The 17,915-nt window shown below is 55.5% G+C and carries 19 protein-coding genes, 1 tRNA gene, 1 pseudogene and 1 other annotated feature; of the genes and pseudogenes, 11 read left to right on the forward strand and 10 right to left on the reverse strand.

The features are described from left to right. Positions 1–48 precede the first annotated feature (48 nt). Together emmdR and ABIE11_RS05915 are read right to left on the reverse strand one after the other, a co-directional pair. The gene (emmdR, locus tag ABIE11_RS05910; protein ID WP_429184275.1) at positions 49–1,491 is read right to left on the reverse strand and encodes a multidrug efflux MATE transporter EmmdR; all 1,443 of its coding nucleotides are present in this window, start codon (positions 1,489–1,491) and stop codon (positions 49–51) included. 126 nt (positions 1,492–1,617) lie between these two features. Next, a pseudogene (locus ABIE11_RS05915) lies at positions 1,618–1,698 on the reverse strand (DUF5951 family protein); the annotation flags it as partial. Positions 1,699–1,719: 21 nt separating this feature from the next. Here ABIE11_RS05915 and ABIE11_RS05920 point away from each other — a divergent pair. Then, positions 1,720–1,795, forward strand: a tRNA-Asn gene (locus ABIE11_RS05920). 113 nt (positions 1,796–1,908) lie between these two features. On the opposite strand, the gene ABIE11_RS05925 is transcribed toward ABIE11_RS05920, so the two are convergent. The 4 genes from ABIE11_RS05925 to dacD all read right to left on the reverse strand — a co-directional run bounded on the left by ABIE11_RS05925 (position 1,909) and on the right by dacD (position 5,331). Then, complete coding sequence (locus tag ABIE11_RS05925) at positions 1,909–2,244, reverse strand: DUF496 family protein (protein WP_095282548.1); 336 nt, start codon at positions 2,242–2,244, stop codon at positions 1,909–1,911. A gap of 168 nt (positions 2,245–2,412) precedes the next feature. After that, positions 2,413–3,471, reverse strand: coding sequence for an FUSC family protein (locus ABIE11_RS05930; protein WP_100779656.1), 1,059 nt, complete (start codon positions 3,469–3,471; stop codon positions 2,413–2,415). Between the two features lie 99 nt (positions 3,472–3,570). Further along, positions 3,571–4,044, reverse strand: a complete 474-nt coding sequence (gene sbmC, locus ABIE11_RS05935; RefSeq protein ID WP_429184120.1) for a DNA gyrase inhibitor SbmC — start codon at positions 4,042–4,044, stop codon at positions 3,571–3,573. Positions 4,045–4,164: 120 nt separating this feature from the next. Continuing rightward, positions 4,165–5,331: a serine-type D-Ala-D-Ala carboxypeptidase DacD gene (dacD, locus tag ABIE11_RS05940; protein WP_100779654.1), complete on the reverse strand. Its 1,167-nt coding sequence runs from the start codon at positions 5,329–5,331 to the stop codon at positions 4,165–4,167. A gap of 198 nt (positions 5,332–5,529) precedes the next feature. Here dacD and sbcB point away from each other — a divergent pair, with 198 nt between their 5' ends. Then, a complete protein-coding gene (gene sbcB / locus ABIE11_RS05945) occupies positions 5,530–6,966 on the forward strand; it encodes an exodeoxyribonuclease I (RefSeq protein WP_429184276.1) in 1,437 nt (478 codons plus the stop codon). A 61-nt stretch (positions 6,967–7,027) separates the two neighbouring features. On the opposite strand, the gene ABIE11_RS05950 is transcribed toward sbcB, so the two are convergent. From ABIE11_RS05950 to ABIE11_RS05965, 4 genes are all read right to left on the reverse strand, one after another. Then, entirely contained in the window at positions 7,028–8,386 is a 1,359-nt protein-coding gene (locus ABIE11_RS05950; RefSeq protein WP_181826542.1) for an APC family permease, read from the reverse strand. Further along, the gene (gene yoeI / locus ABIE11_RS05955) at positions 8,376–8,438 is read right to left on the reverse strand and encodes a membrane protein YoeI (RefSeq protein ID WP_100780850.1); all 63 of its coding nucleotides are present in this window, start codon (positions 8,436–8,438) and stop codon (positions 8,376–8,378) included. The genes ABIE11_RS05950 and yoeI overlap by 11 nt, the downstream gene beginning before the upstream one ends. A gap of 221 nt (positions 8,439–8,659) precedes the next feature. Continuing rightward, positions 8,660–9,589 carry a LysR substrate-binding domain-containing protein gene (locus ABIE11_RS05960; protein WP_100780849.1) on the reverse strand — a complete coding sequence of 310 codons (930 nt, stop codon included), beginning with the start codon at positions 9,587–9,589 and terminating at the stop codon, positions 8,660–8,662. A 41-nt stretch (positions 9,590–9,630) separates the two neighbouring features. Beyond that, entirely contained in the window at positions 9,631–10,455 is an 825-nt protein-coding gene (locus ABIE11_RS05965) for an SDR family oxidoreductase (RefSeq protein WP_429184121.1), read from the reverse strand. 175 nt (positions 10,456–10,630) lie between these two features. Between ABIE11_RS05965 and hisL the strand changes: the two genes are divergently transcribed. The 9 genes from hisL (at position 10,631) to hisIE (ending at position 17,885) form a co-directional block, all read left to right on the forward strand. Next, a complete protein-coding gene (hisL, locus tag ABIE11_RS05970; RefSeq protein WP_099516347.1) occupies positions 10,631–10,681 on the forward strand; it encodes a his operon leader peptide in 51 nt (16 codons plus the stop codon). Continuing rightward, positions 10,657–10,780 (forward strand) — a sequence feature (His leader region). It overlaps the preceding gene by 25 nt. Positions 10,781–10,815: 35 nt before the next feature. After that, positions 10,816–11,715, forward strand: coding sequence for an ATP phosphoribosyltransferase (gene hisG, locus ABIE11_RS05975; RefSeq protein WP_100779649.1), 900 nt, complete (start codon positions 10,816–10,818; stop codon positions 11,713–11,715). A gap of 53 nt (positions 11,716–11,768) precedes the next feature. Beyond that, positions 11,769–13,073, forward strand: a complete 1,305-nt coding sequence (gene hisD, locus ABIE11_RS05980; protein WP_429184122.1) for a histidinol dehydrogenase — start codon at positions 11,769–11,771, stop codon at positions 13,071–13,073. Further along, entirely contained in the window at positions 13,070–14,131 is a 1,062-nt protein-coding gene (gene hisC / locus ABIE11_RS05985; RefSeq protein ID WP_429184123.1) for a histidinol-phosphate transaminase, read from the forward strand. Before hisD ends, hisC begins: the two co-directional genes overlap by 4 nt. Further along, entirely contained in the window at positions 14,128–15,195 is a 1,068-nt protein-coding gene (hisB, locus tag ABIE11_RS05990) for a bifunctional histidinol-phosphatase/imidazoleglycerol-phosphate dehydratase HisB (protein ID WP_429184124.1), read from the forward strand. Before hisC ends, hisB begins: the two co-directional genes overlap by 4 nt. Continuing rightward, complete coding sequence (hisH, locus tag ABIE11_RS05995; protein ID WP_107703291.1) at positions 15,195–15,785, forward strand: imidazole glycerol phosphate synthase subunit HisH; 591 nt, start codon at positions 15,195–15,197, stop codon at positions 15,783–15,785. Before hisB ends, hisH begins: the two co-directional genes overlap by 1 nt. Next, complete coding sequence (gene hisA / locus ABIE11_RS06000) at positions 15,785–16,522, forward strand: 1-(5-phosphoribosyl)-5-[(5-phosphoribosylamino)methylideneamino]imidazole-4-carboxamide isomerase (protein WP_129035959.1); 738 nt, start codon at positions 15,785–15,787, stop codon at positions 16,520–16,522. The genes hisH and hisA overlap by 1 nt, the downstream gene beginning before the upstream one ends. Then, positions 16,504–17,280 (forward strand): imidazole glycerol phosphate synthase subunit HisF, encoded by a 777-nt coding sequence (gene hisF / locus ABIE11_RS06005; RefSeq protein ID WP_429184125.1) that lies wholly within the window; start codon positions 16,504–16,506, stop codon positions 17,278–17,280. Before hisA ends, hisF begins: the two co-directional genes overlap by 19 nt. Further along, positions 17,274–17,885: a bifunctional phosphoribosyl-AMP cyclohydrolase/phosphoribosyl-ATP diphosphatase HisIE gene (gene hisIE / locus ABIE11_RS06010; protein ID WP_129035961.1), complete on the forward strand. Its 612-nt coding sequence runs from the start codon at positions 17,274–17,276 to the stop codon at positions 17,883–17,885. The genes hisF and hisIE overlap by 7 nt, the downstream gene beginning before the upstream one ends. The last annotated feature ends 30 nt before the right edge of the window (positions 17,886–17,915 follow it).

Raw genomic sequence — 17,915 nt, forward strand, 5'->3', positions numbered from 1 at the left:
ACCTTTCGTTGTCAAAGACAGATTGCAGAAAATCGTTCGATTGCTGCTTTATTCCTCAGTTCGCACATTTGTAATCCGTTCTGACACCTCAGGAGCAGCATTCGTGGTCTTGATTCGTGGATATTTCCATAGCCAGCGGCCGCTGACCATTCGCCAGTAGAACAGTGCGCCGCGCACCGCCCAGTCGAGGAACATCCCCAGCCAGACGCCCACCACGCCCATCCCGAGCATAATCCCGAGTCCATAGCCCGCCACCACGCGACAGCCCCACATGCCCAGCATCGACACCCACATCGCAAAGCGCGCATCACGCGCCCCTTTCAGCCCCGCAGGAAGCACCCAGGAGGCCGCCCAAATCGGCATAAAGGCCGCGTTCAGCCAGATGAGGATTTTAACCACCTCTTTAACGTCATCCTCATGGGTATAGAACGAGGCCATCAGCCCTGCGAACGGCGCGGTTCCCCATGCGATAATCGTCAGGCCAATCGTTGACAGCCAGAACACGTGGCGCAGCTGGCGCTCCGCCTGAGCAATCTGCCCTTTGCCGAGCCGTTTACCGGTGATGATCGTGGAGGCCGAACCGAGGGCGTTCCCCGGCAGGTTAATCAGCGAGGCGATTGAAAACGCGATGAAGTTACCGGCGATGACATCGGTGCCCATTCCGGCGACAAACATCTGGGTCAGCAGTTTCCCGCCGTTAAACAGCACCGACTCAATGCTGGCAGGAATACCGATTCCCATCACTTCCCAGATAATGGCGAAATTCAGCGGGCGGAAGTAGCTTTTCAATGAAATACGCAGCGCGGGATTAAGACCAATCATCAGCACCGCAACAATCGCGGCTGCACCGATGTAGCGGGAGATAGTCAGCCCCAGCCCGGCACCGACAAATCCCATACCATCCCAGGAGAAAAGCCCGTAAATCAAAATGCTGCTAATGATGATATTGAGGATGTTCATCCCGCCGTTAATGAGCAGCGGAATTTTGGTGTTGCCTGCACCACGCAGCGCGCCGCTGCCAATCAGCGTAATGGCCGCCGCCGGATAGCTCAGCACCGTCATTTCGAGGTACGTCAGCGCCAGGCCTTTCACTTCACTGGTCGCCTCCCCCGCCACGATATCGATAATTTCTTTACCGAAATAGTGGATCACCGCCGCCAGGATGATCGAGAAGATGGTCATGATCATCAGGGATTGTCTCGCCGCCTCGCGCGCGCGTTTCGGGTCGAGTTTACCGAGACTAAAGGCCACCACTACCGTGGTACCGAGATCGATGGCCGCAAAGAATGACATCACGACCATGTTAAAACTGTCCGCAAGACCCACGCCCGCCATCGCCTCTTTACCCAGCCAGCTCACGAGGAACGTGCTGAGGACGCCCATCAGCAGGACGCAGGTGTTTTCCAGAAAGATAGGCACAGCAAGAGGGGTGATTTCACGCCAGAACAGTACACGATAGCTTTTACGTTTGGCATACCAGGGCGTACGCATGACGGCATGGCGCAGAGCGGAAGTGACGTTCAAAATGGACCTTAACGAGAGAAAGTTGAAACTCCATTTCAAATAATGAGGGAGAAACGCTAATCCTGCAAAGTATTTTCCACAAAAAATTGTAGAGAATGACGACAAACTGTCGACAGAATCAGCAGTTGAGCCATTGAGTGTAAGATCAGGTTTGACAAAAGTTTTTTCGCCGCTAAGATAAGCCTCCTAACCGATTCCTCTGTAGTTCAGTCGGTAGAACGGCGGACTGTTAATCCGTATGTCACTGGTTCGAGTCCAGTCAGAGGAGCCAAATTTGAAAAGCCTGCTTTTAAAGCAGGCTTTTTGCTTTTCTGTGTCTGTAAAATACCCCCAAAAAAAAGCCCCCCTGCTTTCGCAGAGAGGCCATATCAATCTTCGCGACAGTTACTCGCTTTTCGCTTCGCCGTTTTTGATTTCGCCAATCACTTTCAGCTTCTTGGAGATGTCACGACGCTCTTTGGACAGCTCAGCATTTTTGATGATGTAGTCGTCTACGCGATCTTCGTAGTCGGTTTTCATGCTGGCGATAATGCCCTGAATGGCTTCAACGCTCATACCTGGCTTGATGTAGTCGCTCAGGTTATCAAGCAGCAGAACGCGTTTCTGGTTGTCACGGATCTTCTTCTCAACGTCCTGGATTTCACGCTGCAGTTTGTTTTTGCGGCGGAACAGGCGGACGAATTCCAGAACATCCTGGAACGAAGGCTTAGTAGTTTCCATTTTGATACCCCTGCTAATGTAAGATTCGGATTCGTTTAAGCAACCACTGTGCAGATAACCTTACTGACAGCCGCTGCGAATGACAATGACTATATCGTTTGATCCTATCATAACCCCAATCGCTGCTGAATCGAAGCAGCAGGCGTCACAACGGGAGATAGCTGCTTTTTATTTGCGCAGCGCCCGGCAGATAAGATGCGACAAAAGCTCCAGCTGTCGCGCCATTTCCATGCTCAACCATACATAGCCGTGGATAGGCGTTTCCGCCACGCCGTCACCCTGATGCTCGTTGATCAGCTCTCTTAACTCGGCGGTGATCTCATTCAACCGCTCGCTGTTGGCGAGAATCGGCTGCGGGTTCCCCTCATACAGCGCGTGAGCGATAGTCAGCAGCGTTTGCTGCGTCATCTGCTGCGTTTCCTTGAGCGTATGGGCATTCAGCAGCACAAAGTGGCTGGCGCGCGAGGCCCAGTGCGCATTGATCTGCAATTCGAGCATACACACCAGATTACGACTGACCGTTTGAATCGCCTCAAAGATAGACTTTTGAATATGCGTCTCTTTGCTGGCGGGGGCAATAATCCCGCGCATTTTGACGATATCGTTGAGAATTTTTTGCAGATGCTTTTCGAGGCGTGGTCGTTCCACCAGATTCGGGGAAAAACCCGCCTGATAGACACGGTTGACGGCGGTCACGTAGTTCGCCATCTGAATACGCCAGTGCAGGAATGCACGCTGCGGCCAGATGCCGGTGAACAGCATTGCCAGAAGCGATCCCAGGATGACGTCACCGCTTCGCCAGAGCGCAGTGGCCATATCCCCCGCCGGGGCGCCAACGACCACCGAAAGGGTGATGCCGATAAGCAGCGCCTGATAAGGCTTTTTACCGAGCGCCAGCCAGCCGCACAGGAACATCGCCCCTGCGCACCACAGCAACATCACGGGAAGTGAAATCAGCTCCAGTTTTAACGCAATCAACCCAAGCGCAGAGCCAAAAATGGTGCCGCCAATACGCTCAAAGGCGCGCGGAACCACGTTTCCCCAAAAAGAGATTGGCCCCATGATCACCACCAGCGTGATTAACGGCCAGGTCCCTTCAGGGATGTGCAGCAGTCTCACCAGCAGGAAAGTGAGAATAAACGCCAGCGCAATACGACAACCATGCACAACGCGATAGTGTCGGTATAAACGGATTTCAAAAGGAGTTAATGATTTGTCGGGACGCACACCCGCTCTCCAGCTACACGGCAAATCACAATTGTACTGTGTTTTCTGCCGGACGCATCACGTTCGACAGAAAAACCACACAAATAACAGGATTGCTGCTCAACCCACTTTATTTTGCACCGCGACGTACATTTCGATATCCCAGTAACCATCGACATTGCCATCGTTCAGATAGCGCTCAAAGCACGGCTTGGGAGCGATCTGGTAATGGTGATCTTCAAGAAGACTGTTGAAAAAGCTATACCACGGCGTGGCAAAATCGTGGTTTTCGACACGCGCAACGGCGACGGCATAGTCGCCTGCGGCGATTTCCGTGAGGAGCACCCCTTCACTGTTCGCTGGGATCTGAAAATCTTCCGGGACCGTCACCGCCGTATCGCAGCGCAGTTTTTCCGCGGGGACTTCATCGGGATTGTCGTAATAGACCGCCACCCATTCGAGGGGCTGGATGTGGTTGCCATCGACCCACATCGCCAGCTGTTCAAAACCCTGTTTGACCGTTTGCTCCCACGGGCCAACCATATGAAAACCAGCGATTTTACGTTTCGGTTGCTGCTTGATGCTGTAGTCCATACTGCCTCCGTTTATTACTGTATATTTATACACTATAAAGCAGATTCGTTATGTCCGGCAAATGCGAGATGTTTATTATGTGAGCAGACTCGCAGGAGTGCCAGTCTGCTCTTTGGGCCGTCAGGCTTTGTGGTGCAGATAGTCGCTCAGACGTGAGAAAAGACCGCCCTTATTGACCTTCTCCAGCGTCACCAGCGGCCAGTGTGCAACGACTTTATCGCGGTCATACAGCTCAATTTCACCCACGCGCTGATGCGCGGCGATAGGCGCTTCCAGCTCTTTTTTATCGAGTACATATTTGGCTTTGATGTTCGCCACTTCTGATTTTGGCAGCGCCAGCCAGAAATCCTGATCCGTTCCGAGGGAAATCTGCTCTTTATCGCCGTACCAGATGCGCTCCGTGCCGACCTGTTTTCCACTGCGCAGAATCTGCACGGTATCGAAGTTTTGCTGACCCCAGTGGAGCAGCTTGCGGGCCTGATCTTCGCGCCCCTTCGGGCTGTCTGCCCCCATCACCACGGCAATCAGGCGACGCTGACCGTCCACCGCCGACGCAATCAGGTTAAAGCCCGCCCCGGAAGTGTGCCCGGTCTTTAGCCCGTCCACATTCATGGTTTTATCCCACAGCAGCCCGTTACGGTTTTGCTGGGTGATCCCGTTCCAGGTGAGACTCTTTTCACTGTACATATGGTAGAAATCCGGCTCACCGTGAATAATCGCCCGCGACAGCACCGCCAGATCGTAAGCCGAACTGTGCTGACCCGGAGCGTCCAGGCCATGCACGGTTTCAAAGTGCGTATCACGCAGATTCAGCTTTTGCACGTAGTCATTCATCATGTTGACGAACTGCGGCTGGCCGCCTGCGACGTGGTCGGCTAAGGCGACACAGGCGTCGTTACCGGAATCCACAATCAGGCCACGGCTCAGATCGCGAACGGTGACGCGATCCCCCGCTTTCAGGAACATCAGCGACGATCCGTCGAACACCGGATTGCCTTTCGCCCACGCGTCGCGCCCGACGGTCACGATGTCATCGGGGGTAATACGATGGCTGTCGATCGCGCGGTCTACCACATAGCCCGTCATTAGCTTGGTAAGGCTGGCCGGATTACGCTGTTGGTGCTCATTGCCCGCTGTTAAAATTTGACCAGTAGTGTAATCCATCAGCACCCAGGAGCCTGCCTGAATGGCCGGCGGCTGCGGCGAGTAGTCCATGGGATCGGCAGCCAGGGCAGACGTAATACTCGAAGCGAGTAAAGAAACAGCAATAAACAGACGGCGTTTCAACGAAATTTCCTCAGGTCATTTAAAATCGTTGCCCTTTTTACGGAAGTTCTCGCTCCATTACCTGTTTAAATTGCAAAAAAATGTGACGTAACGCAGAGATTTAGCGGAAGGCCGCGCGCATTTCTGGGGCTGAAAAACGCTTTTTATTCGGCGTGTCGCCGCCGATCGTTTACCATAGCAGTGTCACTTTTTAACAGGATGGTATTACTGGTGTCTGATTCCGCCGCGCTTCCCACATTTCTCTTTCACGATTACGAAACCTTTGGCACCAGCCCGTCGCTGGACAGGCCTTCGCAGTTCGCGGCGATCCGCACCGACGCTGATTTCAACATCATTGGCGAGCCGGACGTTTTTTACTGTAAGCCTGCCGATGACTACCTGCCCCAGCCCGGCGCCGTGATGGTGACCGGCATTACGCCACAGGAAGCGCGTGAGAAAGGCGTGAACGAAGCCGAGTTTGCCCGTCGCGTTCATGACCTGTTTACCGTGCCGAATACCTGCGTGGTGGGCTATAACAACATCCGTTTCGATGATGAAGTTACGCGCAATATCCTCTACCGCAATTTCTACGACCCGTACGCCTGGAGCTGGCAGAACCGCAATTCGCGCTGGGACCTGCTGGACGTGATGCGTGCCTGCTACGCTTTGCGCCCTGAGGGGATCAACTGGCCTGAGAATGACGACGGGTTACCCAGCTTCCGTCTTGAGCATCTGACCCGTGCCAACGGCATTGAGCACAGCAATGCGCACGATGCAATGGCCGATGTGTACGCCACCATCGCCATGGCGAAGCTGGTGAAAACCGCGCAACCTAAACTGTTCGACTATTTGCTCAGCCATCGCAGCAAGCAGAAACTGATGACCCTGATTGACGTCCCGCAGATGAAACCGCTGGTGCATATCTCTGGCATGTTCGGCGCATGGCGTGGAAATACCAGTTGGGTCGCGCCGCTGGCGTGGCACCCTGATAATCGCAATGCGGTGATTATGGTCGATCTGGCGGGCGATATTTCACCTCTGCTTGAACTGGACAGCGACGCCCTGCGCGAACGTTTATATACGCCGAAGAGTGAGCTGGGCGATAACGCCGCCGTTCCGGTTAAGCTGGTGCATATCAACAAATGCCCGGTGCTGGCGCAGGCGAATACGCTGCGCCCGGAAGATGCCGACAGGCTGGGTGTGAACCGCCAGCGTTGCCTCGATAACCTGAAAGTGCTGCGCGACAACCCGCAGGTGCGTGAAAAAGTCGTGGCGATCTTTGCTGAAGCCGAGCCTTTTGTGCCGTCGGATAACGTCGATGCGCAGCTCTATAACGGTTTTTTCAGCGATGCCGACCGCGCTGCCATGAATATCGTATTGCAGACAGATCCACAAAATTTACCGGCGCTGGATATCACCTTTGCCGATAAGCGTATCGAGAAGCTGATGTTTAACTATCGGGCACGTAACTTCCCTGGCACCCTCGATGAAGCCGAGCAGGAGCGCTGGTTGCAGCACCGTCGTAACGTCTTTACGCCGGAGTTTTTGCAGCAGTACGCCGAGGAGCTGGAAATGCTGTATACGCAGTATGAAGGGAACGCGGAGAAACAGGCGCTGCTTAAAGCGCTGTACCAGTACGCGCAGGAGATTGTCTGAGGGTTTCAGGCATAAAAAAACCGGAGACATGTGCTCCGGTTTTTTTCGTCATCGCTCAGGATCAGGCGATATCTTCGTACTGTGGAACCGGGTTGCGGAAGCTTTTGGTCACGCAAGCCAGGTACACCAGACCGATACCACCCCAGATCAGGCCCAGAATCATTGAGCTTTCTTCCAGGTTAATCCACAGCGCACCCACCGTCATCGCACCACACATCGGCAAGAACAGGTAGTTGAAGTGGTCTTTCAGCGTTTTGTTGCGCTTCTCACGGATCCAGAACTGAGAGATCACGGAGAGGTTAACAAAGGTAAAGGCCACCAGCGCACCGAAGTTAATCAGCGCCGTTGCGGTTACCAGGTCAAATTTAATCGCCAGCAGCGCGATAGCGCCTACCAGCAGCACGTTCCATGCCGGGGTACGCCATTTCGGATGAATGTAGCCGAAGAAGCGAGTCGGGAACACGCCGTCGCGCCCCATCACGTACATCAGACGAGAAACGCCTGCGTGAGCGGCCATGCCGGAGGCCAGTACGGTGACGCTTGAGAAGATCAGCACGCCCCACTGGAAGGTTTTACCCGCCACGTACAACATGATTTCAGGCTGAGACGCATCCGGATCTTTAAAGCGAGAGATATCCGGGAAGTACAGCTGCAGGAAGTAAGAGGCACCGATAAACACCATGCCGCCCAGCAGCGCAGTCAGCAGAATCGCGCGCGGAATGACACGCTCTGCGTCTTTGGTCTCTTCAGACAGAGAAGAGATGCCGTCAAAGCCGAGGAACGAGAAGCACAGAATTGTCGCGCCAGTAATCATCGGCACCACGTGTGCGCCTTCAGACCAGAACGGACGGGTGCTGGTCAGCGTACCTGCGCCTTCACCGTGTGCCACACCGTAGATGATCATGCCGACGATAACCGCCACGATGCCCATCTGCAGAATAACAATCAGGGTATTGAAGTTAGCCACGGTCTTGATGCTGCGCAGGTTAGAGATTGTCATAAAGGCTACCAGCGCGACAACGAAGATCCACGACGGTACGGAAGGCACCAGCGCTTCAAAGTAAATTTTTGCCAGCAGAATGTTGATCATCGGCATGAACAGGTAGTCCAGCAGAGATGACCAGCCCACCATAAAGCCAACAGCCGGGCTAATGGATTTCTGAGCATAGGTGTACGCAGAGCCAGCGGACGGGAAACGGCGAACCAGTTTGCCGTAGCTCAACGCAGTAAAGAGAATAGCGACCAGCGCAAAGGCGTAAGCCGTTGCAACGTGACCGTCAGTGAGGCCTGAAACGATACCAAACGTATCGAACAGCGTCATCGGCTGCATATAGGCGAGGCCCATCATGACAACCGGAATCAACGTAAGTGTTTTACGTAATTCCACGCGAGAGGTTTTTGGAGTAGCGTTATGCGACATGGTTATTCTCCTTTACGGTGAAAACCGCCACGTAAGCAAAAGATTGCCCCATTTTCTGGATTCCTCAGCGACAACAACTGTCGGATTTTAGTAAGTATCTATCCGGTACGAAGCCCGGCCTCTTTGTTTTTAAATGGCGTTTGTTACATGCAAAAAAAATAACCGACGCCTTTTATATCGTCGGTTAATCTCATTTTTTTGCAGCGGCGCATTTTGCCCCATCTTTGGCATAAAAGGCAATAGATTCAGAACCCCTTCGCGATTTTCTTTTTACTAAGCGGTTGATATTCCGCCCTCAGGTAAAGTGTAAACGGCAGCGATAGCACTATTTGCTAAAATCTCATCCCGCCACCATGCGCTGGCAAGCCCAGCCGTCTGTTCATTCCACCCCACCCACACCGATTCGCTGTTGGTTTGCGCCAGCACTTGCTTCTCAACCAGCGCTCCACTTTCAATGAATCGCTGAGCGAGATAACGCGGTAAATACCCGCAGCCCAGGCCGCTGATTTGCAGCTCCAGCTTGGTTTTAAAGTCGAAAACGGTAATTGCTTCCTGATCGTCGAGCAGTTGCGAAGAGGCGGCGCATTCGGGCAGCGAGCTGTCGCCGACGACGATTGCGCGACAGCCTTTAATGACGCGTCGCGGAATCGGCTCCGGCTCCTGAGCAAGAGGATGATGCGGAGCGACCACGAAAACCTGTTCAAGGGTACCGATACGCGCAAACCCAAAATCGCTCGACTGGGGTGGATCGCGCAAGGCACCGACGATGATATCCGCCCTCCCCTGAGTGAGTGCCTCCCAGGAGCCGCCCAGCACGCCGTTGATAAATTTGAGTCGGGTGACGCTGTGACGCTGATAAAACGCTTCGATCAGCGGAGAGAGTAACGAGAAGGGAAACGTATCATCCACGCCGATGATAAGCTCGTTCTCCCAGCCCTGATGAAGCTTGATCGCCTGTTTTTCCAGCTCGCGCACCGTGTGAAGCACCTCGCGCCCCTTCTCGAGCAGCATCTGCCCTGTTCGGGTGAAACGCGCGCGGTGACCGCTGCGATCGAGCAGCTGAATATTGAGGTCACTTTCGAGCTTGTGGACGGTGTAGCTTAACGCCGAGGGAGTTTTGAAGAGCTTCGCTGACGCGGCAGCAAAGCTCCCCTCTTTTTCGAGTGCATCGAGGATAATGAGAACATCCAGCAGCGGTTTCATGTCGCCCCCAAAACGGTGTGCGATCAAACCCGCTGGCAGGGTTATTCCATTGGCATCACCAGCGGATCGGGATATTGATACTCAAATCCCAGTTCACGACAAATACGATTGCCATCAATCACTTTGCCTTGCCCTTCCCCAGATGCGTCGCGAAATTGCGGCGGCTCAAGCCCAAGCTGTCGGGCCATCACGGGATAAAACTGACTTCGCGCCGGATGAGAGGGCGCACATATATTATAGATGTGACCGCCCTTCGGGGCCTGTAACAGGAGCGTAATTGCGCCGATCACGTCTTCAAGATGAACAAGATTGACGCCATGTTGCCCGTTCGGTGCCGTTTTCCCGGCAAAGAAGCGCCCCGGATGACGTTCTGGCCCGACTAAACCGGCGAGGCGTAAAATGTCCACCTGGGTACCCGGTAAATTGTGCAGCCAGTCTTCCAGCTCTTTCAGCACGCGCCCACTGGCGGTGACGGGCTTGCGCTCAGTACTCTCTTTCACCGTGCATTCCACATCGCCGTACACCGACGTTGAGCTGGTGAAAATAATGCGCGGAATGTGATGCGCCAGGGCGCTGTCGACAATCTCCTGCACGGCCTGATGATAAAACTCCTCGCCCGGCCCGCTGCGGCGTGCGGGCAGCGTGATCACCAGCGCATCCACATTCATCAAGCTGTCGAGATCGTCCGTATCGCACACCAGCTCCGGTTCCAGGCGTAACTCGACGCCCTCAATGCCGCACATTCGCGCGGCCTCAACGCCGTCCACCGTGGTTTTGCTGCCGGTCACCTGCCAGCCTCGCGCCGTTAACGACATCGCCAGCGGCATGCCTAACCATCCTAAACCGACAATTGCGACCTTTTTCATGCGTTTTCTCCTGGCTTGCACGCGTCTGACTTAAGGCTACGCCAGCGCTGAGGAACTGACAATTCATAGCATCAATATGAAATGAATTAATGATTAAAAAAAGCCCTTGCTTTACACCGTGAATGTGGTTTAGGTTAAAAGACATCAGATGCATAAGCATTCATAGAGAATTTATATGACACGCGTTCCTTTTAAAAACCACCATCATCACCATCATCCTGACTAGTCTTTCAGGCGATGTGTGCTGGAAGACATTCAGATCTTCCAGTGGTGCGAGAACGCAAGAGAGAGCCCCCGGAAGATCATCTTCCGGGGGCTTTTTTTTGGACCGTATCCAGACAGGGTAATAAGGACAACAGAATGTTAGATAACTCACGTTTACGCATAGCTATTCAAAAATCAGGCCGCCTGAGCGACGATTCACGCGAATTACTCTCCCGCTGCGGGATCAAAATTAACCTGCACACGCAGCGCCTGATTGCCCTCGCTGAAAATATGCCGATCGATATCCTGCGCGTTCGCGATGACGATATTCCGGGCCTGGTGATGGACGGCGTGGTTGATCTTGGCATCATCGGCGAAAACGTGCTGGAAGAAGAGCTGCTGACCCGCCGCGCGCAGGGCGAAGACCCGCGCTATTTCACCCTGCGTCGTCTGGACTTTGGCGGTTGCCGTCTCTCCCTCGCCACCGCAGTGGATGAGGCCTGGGACGGCCCGGCTGGGCTGAACGGCAAGCGCATTGCCACCTCTTACCCTCACCTGCTGAAACGCTACCTCGATCAGAAAGGCGTGCAGTTTAAATCCTGTCTGTTAAACGGTTCCGTCGAAGTGGCCCCACGCGCCGGACTGGCGGACGCCATTTGCGACCTGGTCTCTACCGGCGCGACCCTCGAAGCAAACGGCCTGCGCGAAGTGGAAGTGATTTACCGCTCGAAAGCCTGCCTGATCCAGCGCGATGGCGACATGCCGGATGCCAAGCAGCAGCTGATTGACCGCCTGCTGACCCGTATTCAGGGTGTGATTCAGGCCCGCGAATCGAAATACATCATGATGCATGCGCCAACCGAACGTCTGGATGAAGTAATTGCTCTGTTGCCAGGCGCGGAACGCCCAACCATTCTGCCGCTGGCGGGCGATCAGCAGCGCGTAGCGATGCATATGGTCAGCAGCGAAACCCTGTTCTGGGAAACCATGGAAAAACTGAAAGCCCTGGGTGCCAGCTCCATTCTGGTGCTGCCGATTGAGAAGATGATGGAATAATTCCGCGAACAGTGCCCGGTCAGCGTTCGCGCATCCGGCAAAAGGAAAGTGATATGAGCTTTAATACAATCATCGACTGGAATACCTGCAGCACTGAACAACAGCGTGAACTGCTGACGCGCCCGGCCATTTCGGCTTCGGACAGCATCACCCGCACCGTGGCGGAAATCCTGGATAACGTGAAAGCCCGCGGCGACGACGCACTGCGCGAATACAGCGCAAGGTTTGACAAAACCGACGTCGGTGCGCTGAAAGTGACGGCGCAAGAAATTGATGACGCCTGCAACCGTCTTGGCGATGACATCAAGCAGGCGATGGCCGTGGCGGTCAAAAACATCGACACCTTCCACACCGCGCAGAAACTGCAGGTGGTGGACGTCGAAACCCTGCCCGGCGTGCGCTGCCAGCAGGTGACGCGCCCGGTGGCCTCCGTCGGACTCTACATTCCCGGTGGCTCCGCCCCACTGTTTTCCACCGTCTTGATGCTCGCCACGCCGGCGCGTATCGCTGGTTGTCAGAAAGTGGTGCTCTGCTCGCCGCCGCCGATTGCCGATGAGATCCTCTACGCGGCAAAACTGTGCGGCGTGCAGGACGTCTTTAAAGTAGGCGGTGCGCAGGCCATCTCCGCCCTCGCGTTTGGCACCGAATCCGTGCCGAAAGTCGATAAGATTTTTGGGCCGGGGAATGCCTACGTCACTGAAGCCAAACGCCAGGTCAGCCAGCGTCTGGACGGTGCGGCGATTGACATGCCTGCAGGCCCGTCGGAAGTGCTGGTGATTGCCGACAGCGGCGCGACGCCGGACTTTGTGGCCTCAGACCTGCTCTCTCAGGCCGAACACGGTCCCGATTCCCAGGTGATTTTGCTGACGCAGGACGCCGACATGGCACAGCGCGTGGGCGAAGCGGTTGAACGCCAACTGGCAGAGCTGCCGCGTGCCGACACGGCGCGTCAGGCGCTCTCCGCCAGCCGCCTGATCGTGGCGAACTCGCTCGAGCAGTGCATCGCCATCTCTAACCAGTACGGCCCGGAGCACCTGATCATTCAAACCCGCGACGCCCGTTCTCTGGTCGATGGCATCACCAGCGCCGGTTCCGTGTTCCTCGGTGACTGGTCGCCTGAATCCGCAGGCGATTACGCCTCTGGCACTAACCACGTGCTGCCAACCTACGGCTACACCGCGACCTGTTCAAGCCTGGGGCTGGCTGATTTCCAGAAACGCATGACCGTGCAGGAGTTGTCCCGTGAAGGTTTTGCCGCCCTCGCCTCCACGATTGAAACGCTGGCTGCCGCCGAGCGCCTGACCGCCCACAAAAACGCCGTGACGCTGCGCGTTGCCGCCCTGAAGGAGCAAGCATGAGCATTGAAGAATTAGCCCGCGAAAACGTTCGTCGACTGACACCCTATCAATCTGCTCGTCGCCTGGGGGGGAATGGTGATGTCTGGCTGAATGCCAATGAATTCCCGACGGCAGTCGCGTTCGAGCTTTCCCAGCAGACGCTGAACCGTTATCCGGAGTGCCAGCCAAAGGCGGTGATTGAGAATTACGCCCAGTACGCGGGCGTGAAGCCGGAGCAGGTGCTGGTCAGCCGTGGGGCTGATGAAGGTATCGAACTGCTGATCCGCGCCTTCTGCGAGCCGGGCAAAGACGCGGTGCTCTATTGCCAGCCGACTTACGGCATGTACAGCGTTAGCGCCGAAACGTTTGGCGTGGCGTGTCGCAACGTGCTGGCGCTGGATGACTGGCAGCTTGATCTCCCGACCATCGCCGAGAATCTTGACGGCGTGAAAGTGATTTTCGTCTGCAGCCCAAATAACCCAACCGGCCAACTCATTAAACCGCAGGATATCCGCACCCTGCTTGAGATGACGCGCGGCAAAGCGCTGGTTGTTGCCGATGAGGCCTATATCGAATTTTGTCCTCAGGCGACGCTGGCGGGCTGGCTGGAAGAGTATCCAAATCTGGTGGTGCTGCGTACGCTGTCGAAAGCCTTCGCACTGGCCGGTCTGCGCTGCGGATTTACGCTGGCCAATAAAGAGGTCATCGATCTGCTGATGAAAGTGATCGCCCCTTACCCGCTGTCAACGCCGGTCGCCGATATCGCCGCGCAGGCGCTGGCACCCCAGGGCATCAACGCCATGCGTGAGCGCGTAGCGCAGATTCTGGTGGAGCGTCAGTATCTCGTCTCTGCCCTGAAAACGCTGCCCTGCGTGGAGCAGGTTTTTGACTCGGAAACCAATTACATCCTGGTGCGCTTCACTGCCTCCAGCGCCATATTTAAATCTTTGTGGGATCAGGGCATTATCTTACGAGACCAAAACAAACAACCTTCCCTGAGCGGCTGTCTGCGCATTACCGTGGGCACCCGGGAAGAGAGTCAGCGCGTGATTGACGCCCTGAAAGCGGAGAAAGTATGAGCCAGAAGACCCTTTTTATCGATCGCGACGGCACTATTATTGCTGAGCCACCAAGTGATTATCAGGTCGATCGATTCGACAAACTGGCTTTTGAAGCTGACGTGATCCCGGTTCTGCTTAAGCTGCAAAAAGCGGGCTATAAGCTGGTGATGATCACCAACCAGGACGGACTGGGCACCGACAGCTTCCCGCAGGCCGATTTCGATGGCCCGCACAACCTGATGATGCAGATCCTCACCTCGCAGGGTATTACCTTCGATGACGTGCTGATCTGCCCGCACCTGCCAGCGGATAATTGCGACTGCCGCAAACCGAAAGTGAAGCTGGTTGAGCGCTATCTTGCCGAAGGCGTGCTGGATAAAGCGAATAGCTATGTGATTGGCGATCGCGCAACCGATATCCAGCTTGCCGAAAACATGGGCATTCAGGGGCTGCGTTTTAACCACAATGAGCTGAACTGGGCGACGATTGGCGATCAGCTCACCAAGCGTGACCGTTACTCCCACGTCGAGCGCAACACGAAAGAGACGCAGATTGACGTAAAAGTGTGGCTGGACCGCGAAGGCGGCAGCAAAATTCACACCGGCGTCGGTTTCTTCGATCACATGCTGGATCAGATTTCGACCCATGGCGGATTCCGCATGGAGATCAACGTGAAGGGCGATCTGTATATCGACGATCACCACACCGTTGAAGATACCGGCCTGGCATTGGGCGAAGCCCTGAAGCTGGCGCTCGGCGATAAGCGCGGCATTAACCGTTTTGGTTTTGTGCTGCCGATGGACGAATGTCTGGCCCGCTGCGCGCTGGATATCTCCGGCCGTCCGCACCTGGAATATAAAGCCGACTTTACCTATCAGCGCGTCGGCGATCTGAGCACCGAGATGGTTGAGCACTTCTTCCGCTCGCTCTCCTACACCATGGGCGTGACGCTGCACCTGAAAACCAAAGGTAAAAACGATCACCACCGCGTCGAGAGCCTGTTTAAAGTCTTTGGCCGCACGCTGCGCCAGGCGATCCGCGTGGAGGGCGATACGCTGCCTTCATCGAAAGGGGTGTTGTGATGAACGTGGTCATTCTGGATACCGGTTGCGCGAATCTCAACTCGGTGAAATCGGCCATCGCGCGCCACGGCTATGATCCGGTGGTCAGCCGCGATCCGGACGTGGTGCTGCGCGCCGACAAACTCTTTTTACCGGGCGTCGGAACGGCGCAGGCGGCGATGGATCAGATCCACGAGCGTGAGCTGGTCGAGCTGATTAAAGCCTGCACCCAGCCGGTGCTGGGCATTTGCCTGGGGATGCAGATCCTGGGGCGTCGCAGCGAAGAGAGCAATGGCGTGGACCTGCTGGGCATCATCGAAGAAGATGTGCCAAAGATGACCGACTTTGGCCTGCCGCTGCCGCACATGGGCTGGAACCGCGTTTACCCGAAAGCGGGTGACCGGCTGTTTCGCGGTATCGAAGACGGGGCCTATTTCTACTTTGTGCACAGCTACGCCATGCCGCTGAACCCGTACACCATCGCCCAGTGCAATTACGGCGAGCCATTCACGGCAGCGGTCAACAAAGATAATTTCTTTGGCGTGCAGTTCCACCCGGAACGTTCGGGTGCTGCGGGTGCGCAGTTGCTGAAAAATTTCCTGGAGATGTGATGATTATTCCCGCATTAGATTTAATTGACGGCACCGTTGTCCGTCTCCATCAGGGCGATTACGGCCAGCAGCGCGACTACGGCAACGATCCCCTGCCGCGTTTGCAGGATTATGCGGCGCAGGGCGCAGAAGTGCTGCACCTGGTCGATCTCACGGGCGCAAAAGACCCGGCGAAACGTCAGATTCCACTGCTGAAAACCCTGGTCGCGGGCGTTAACGTTCCCGTGCAGGTGGGCGGTGGTGTGCGTTCTGAAGAGGATGTTGCCGCCCTGCTCGAAGCCGGTGTGGCGCGGGTGGTGGTCGGCTCGACGGCAGTCAAAAACCCGGAGCAGGTTAAAGGCTGGTTCCGCCGCTTTGGCCCCGACGCGCTGGTGCTGGCGCTGGATGTGCGCATTGATGAGCAGGGTAACAAACAGGTAGCGGTCAGCGGCTGGCAGGAAAATTCCGGCGTGACGCTGGAAGAGCTGGTTGAAATTTATCTCCCCGTAGGGCTGAAACATGTCCTTTGCACGGATATCTCCCGCGACGGGACGCTGGCTGGTTCTAACGTCTCGCTGTATCAGGAAGTGTGCGCCCGCTATCCGCAGGTGGCTTTCCAGTCATCGGGCGGTATTGGCGATTTAGCGGATGTCGCCGCTCTGCGCGGCACCGGCGTGCGCGGCGTCATCGTGGGGCGCGCTTTACTGGAAGAGAAGTTTACTGTGACGGAGGCGATTCAATGCTGGCAAAACGGATAATCCCGTGTCTGGACGTGCGAGATGGCCAGGTGGTGAAAGGCGTGCAATTCCGCAATCACGAAATCATCGGCGACATCGTCCCTCTCGCAAAACGCTACGCCGATGAAGGCGCAGACGAACTGGTCTTTTACGATATCACCGCCTCCAGCGATGGCCGAGTGGTCGATAAAAGCTGGGTCGAGCGCGTAGCGGAAGTGATCGATATTCCATTTTGCGTGGCGGGTGGAATTAAATCGGCGGAAGACGCTGCGCAGATCCTCTCCTTCGGCGCAGACAAAATTTCCATCAACTCCCCTGCCCTGGCAGATCCGGAGCTGATTACCCGGCTGGCGGATCGCTTTGGCGTACAGTGTATCGTGGTGGGGATTGATACCTGGTACGACGCGGCAACCGGCAAGTATCACGTAAATCAATATACGGGCGATGAAAACCGCACCCGCGTGACGCAATGGGAAACGCTGGACTGGGTGCAGGAAGTGCAAAAACGCGGCGCAGGTGAAATCGTACTGAACATGATGAACCAGGATGGCGTGCGTAATGGCTATGACCTGGAGCAGCTCAAAAAAGTGCGTGCCGTGTGCCGCGTGCCGATGATTGCCTCTGGTGGTGCTGGAACGATGGAACACTTTCTGGAAACCTTCCGCGACGCGGATGTCGACGGCGCGCTTGCTGCGTCGGTGTTCCACAAGCAGATTATCAATATTGGCGAGTTAAAAACGTTCCTGATTAACCAGGGCGTGGAGATTAGGGTATGTTAACAGAACAACAACGGGCTCAGCTGGACTGGGAAAAAACGGACGGATTATTGCCGGTGGTTGTGCAGCACGCCGTGTCAGGCGAAGTCCTGATGCTGGGCTATATGAACCAGGATGCACTGAGCACGACGCTTGAGAGCGGGAAAGTCACCTTTTTCTCGCGCACTAAACAGCGTCTGTGGACCAAAGGCGAATCCTCCGGTCATTTCCTCAATGTGGTGAGCATTACCCCTGACTGCGATAACGACACCCTGCTGGTACTCGCAAACCCTATCGGGCCAACCTGCCATCTGGGCACCAGCAGCTGTTTTGGCGATGCCAGCCATCAATGGCTGTTCCTGTATCAGCTCGAACAACTGCTCGCCGCGCGTAAAACCGCCGATCCGGAAAGCTCGTATACGGCAAAACTTTACGCGAGCGGCACCAAGCGTATCGCCCAGAAAGTGGGTGAAGAAGGCGTGGAAACGGCACTGGCCGCAACTGTAAACGACCGCGATGAACTCACCAACGAGGCCTCAGATTTGATGTATCACCTGCTGGTGTTGCTGCAGGATCAGGAGCTGGATTTAACGGCGGTGATTGAGAATTTGCGAAAACGGCATAAATAAAAAAAGACCGGGGAAACCCGGTCTTATTTT

The sequence above is a fragment of the Lelliottia sp. 489 genome, from assembly GCF_050435885.1.
GTDB classification, from domain to species: Bacteria; Pseudomonadota; Gammaproteobacteria; order Enterobacterales; family Enterobacteriaceae; genus Enterobacter; species Enterobacter nimipressuralis.